A 2073-nucleotide genomic window follows, 5' to 3' on the forward strand; every position below is an offset into this window, starting at 1 on the left:
GCGTCCTTAGCAAGCGTGGGTAAGATGTCCACCAAAGTTTGAGCGGTCTTATTAGACTTGATAAACTTAGCTAAATAAGGGGTCACAACCCCAATAATAGCGACCACAATTGCCACAATTGCTTCTGAAATGTTTTGTACGTTCATAATTAAATTTCCTCCTAAATGATCTTAAATATCTGTAATAGTTTGGCGATTGATCCCGCAGTCCCCACTGTTTTGATGCCATCACGCACTAATGCTGGATAAGCCTGTCGCCAAGTTGCATGGACGTCTAAGTAAGGATTGATGCCACTTGGTTTTTCCATGTGAAAACTAAGCGTATAGGTCTTACCTGCGGGATTGAAAATAAAAAGGTAACCCCTGGGCAAGTCAATTAGCTCATAAGGATTACCTTGTTCGTCAGTTTCTTCAAAAAATGTAGGGACAGACAGCCCACTAGCATCCGGCGGATGACTAAGCATTAAACCTAGTTCATCGTTAATTTGGCCGGTATAGCTCGTAGTCTGGTGATCTGTAAGGGTATTAAGTGCTAATAGAGTCACGTCACGTTTGTAGTTGTGTAACTCACCCTGATAGCGTTCAACTGCTTGTTTCTTGAGCTGATACAGCGGTAAATTATTCTGCTTAACCTCTTTTTCCTCAGCTTTATAGATGATGGATCACCTCCTAAAAGAACTTTTCGACCACAAAAACAAATAGTGGGACAAACACACCCAAGCTAATCGCACTAAATAGGCCATATACCCATACTCTGAGTGTGGCAATGGAGTGCTCATTTTCAACGGCCTTGGCCAAGGCTTTATCAGCCTTATCATCAGCACCCACCAGCATATCCAGTTTTTTGTCAATGCCTTCAACTTTGCCAGTTAATTTGAGTATTTCCTCTGTTAAATTCAAGCCTTCTTCATGTGCTTGCACAACTTCACCTACTTTCGCCAAAATAGGACTAGGCTGTATAGTCTGTCCCAGTAATTGTTTTGTATTGATCAGCTGTGATGCTTTCAGCAGCCACATAGCCTTTGATATCACAGCCCCATACGTACATTTGCTCAATGAAATCGATGTCCATTATTGTGTACCTCCTTGAGTAGCGTCACTCGCTGTATCGGCCGAGCTTGCTTGTTCAGTGGCCGTTGATTCAGCAGATGTAGTTTCAGCCGTTGAAGCCGGTGCTGTACTTGCTTGTGCCAGTTGATCTGATACACTAGTCAGTTGTGCTGATACACTAGCCAATGCCTGACCTAATGTGTTAATTGCCAGTTGTTCAGCTGATGGCGTTACTGGGTTTGCTTTGAGATACTCAGCTTGAGCGGCATCTTGTGCCGCCTGCCATGTGGCTTGATCTGTGCCAACCCAAGCCGTCCCATTCCAAGTAATTGGTGTGCATAGACCATCAACTGGCTTAACCTCGGTTTCACCTGATTGCAATGTGTAACTATCGTCCACTAGTTTAGAGCCAGTGAATGTGTTTGATGAATCGTACAGATATACTGCTTTTGTCAAAATTAATCATCCTTTCATTGATCGAGTATCATAACGCTTAGCCAAATGCCATCATTAGCCGCTAATGTGCCAGACCCGTGTAAGGTATAGTTCAACACCCCGTCAGAAGTAATACCAAACTGACCTAACGCACTTTTGGTGTTTGCAGTGCCGAATGCTGTTGTCCCGATTTTTGCTTGTGCTGGGAATTGGGCAACGCTAACGCTTGCGTTAGCAGCAACTGCTTGGGTAACATAAATCCATCCAGAAATAAACATAAGCTTAGAATTACCAAATGTAAGAATTCTAAACTCAATGGGGTCACCAGTTGTATCTGTTGCCCAGCCGTTTTCCATCGTGATGCCATCTGTAACCCAGCCTGTATCACTAATTGAATTGGCTTCGATGAAATCATTAAGATCTGAACCCCAGCTAGATTTTGAAATATCAATTGCCATTATTGTGTACCTCCTAAAATTAAGCTTGTGGAATTAATTGTGTTGATTGTGCCTCCGTGGATGTCCAAGGATAAACAGTAAATACCATCATTAAGATAGATATGTTTGCTGTTTGAAGCCAAGGTGGCCGT

The 2073-nt window shown here is 42.9% G+C and carries 5 protein-coding genes; all 5 read right to left on the bottom strand.

Annotated features, from left to right (window positions below):
• Nucleotides 1-160 precede the first annotated feature (160 nt).
• The 5 genes from FD16_RS12375 to FD16_RS12390 all read right to left on the bottom strand — a co-directional run bounded on the left by FD16_RS12375 (nucleotide 161) and on the right by FD16_RS12390 (nucleotide 1942).
• Nucleotides 161-544: a hypothetical protein gene (locus FD16_RS12375; protein ID WP_010623342.1), complete on the bottom strand. Its 384-nt coding sequence runs from the start codon at nucleotides 542-544 to the stop codon at nucleotides 161-163.
• A 124-nt stretch (nucleotides 545-668) separates the two neighbouring features.
• Nucleotides 669-920 (bottom strand): hypothetical protein, encoded by a 252-nt coding sequence (locus FD16_RS12380; RefSeq protein WP_010623343.1) that lies wholly within the window; start codon nucleotides 918-920, stop codon nucleotides 669-671.
• 28 nt (nucleotides 921-948) lie between these two features.
• The gene (locus FD16_RS12685; protein ID WP_076625652.1) at nucleotides 949-1071 is read right to left on the bottom strand and encodes an XkdX family protein; all 123 of its coding nucleotides are present in this window, start codon (nucleotides 1069-1071) and stop codon (nucleotides 949-951) included.
• Nucleotides 1071-1505, bottom strand: a complete 435-nt coding sequence (locus FD16_RS12385; protein ID WP_010623344.1) for a hypothetical protein — start codon at nucleotides 1503-1505, stop codon at nucleotides 1071-1073. The genes FD16_RS12685 and FD16_RS12385 overlap by 1 nt, the downstream gene beginning before the upstream one ends.
• A 14-nt stretch (nucleotides 1506-1519) precedes the next feature.
• Nucleotides 1520-1942 (bottom strand): hypothetical protein, encoded by a 423-nt coding sequence (locus FD16_RS12390; protein ID WP_010623345.1) that lies wholly within the window; start codon nucleotides 1940-1942, stop codon nucleotides 1520-1522.
• Nucleotides 1943-2073 lie beyond the last annotated feature (131 nt).

It is taken from the genome of Paucilactobacillus suebicus DSM 5007 = KCTC 3549 (assembly GCF_001434475.1).
GTDB classification, from domain to species: domain Bacteria; phylum Bacillota; class Bacilli; order Lactobacillales; family Lactobacillaceae; genus Paucilactobacillus; species Paucilactobacillus suebicus.

Coding starts and splice junctions, on each gene's coding strand:
- FD16_RS12685 (WP_076625652.1), bottom strand. CDS start 1,071: ATGGACATCGATTTCATTGAGCAAATGTACGTATGGGGCTGTGATATC.
- FD16_RS12390 (WP_010623345.1), bottom strand. CDS start 1,942: ATGGCAATTGATATTTCAAAATCTAGCTGGGGTTCAGATCTTAATGAT.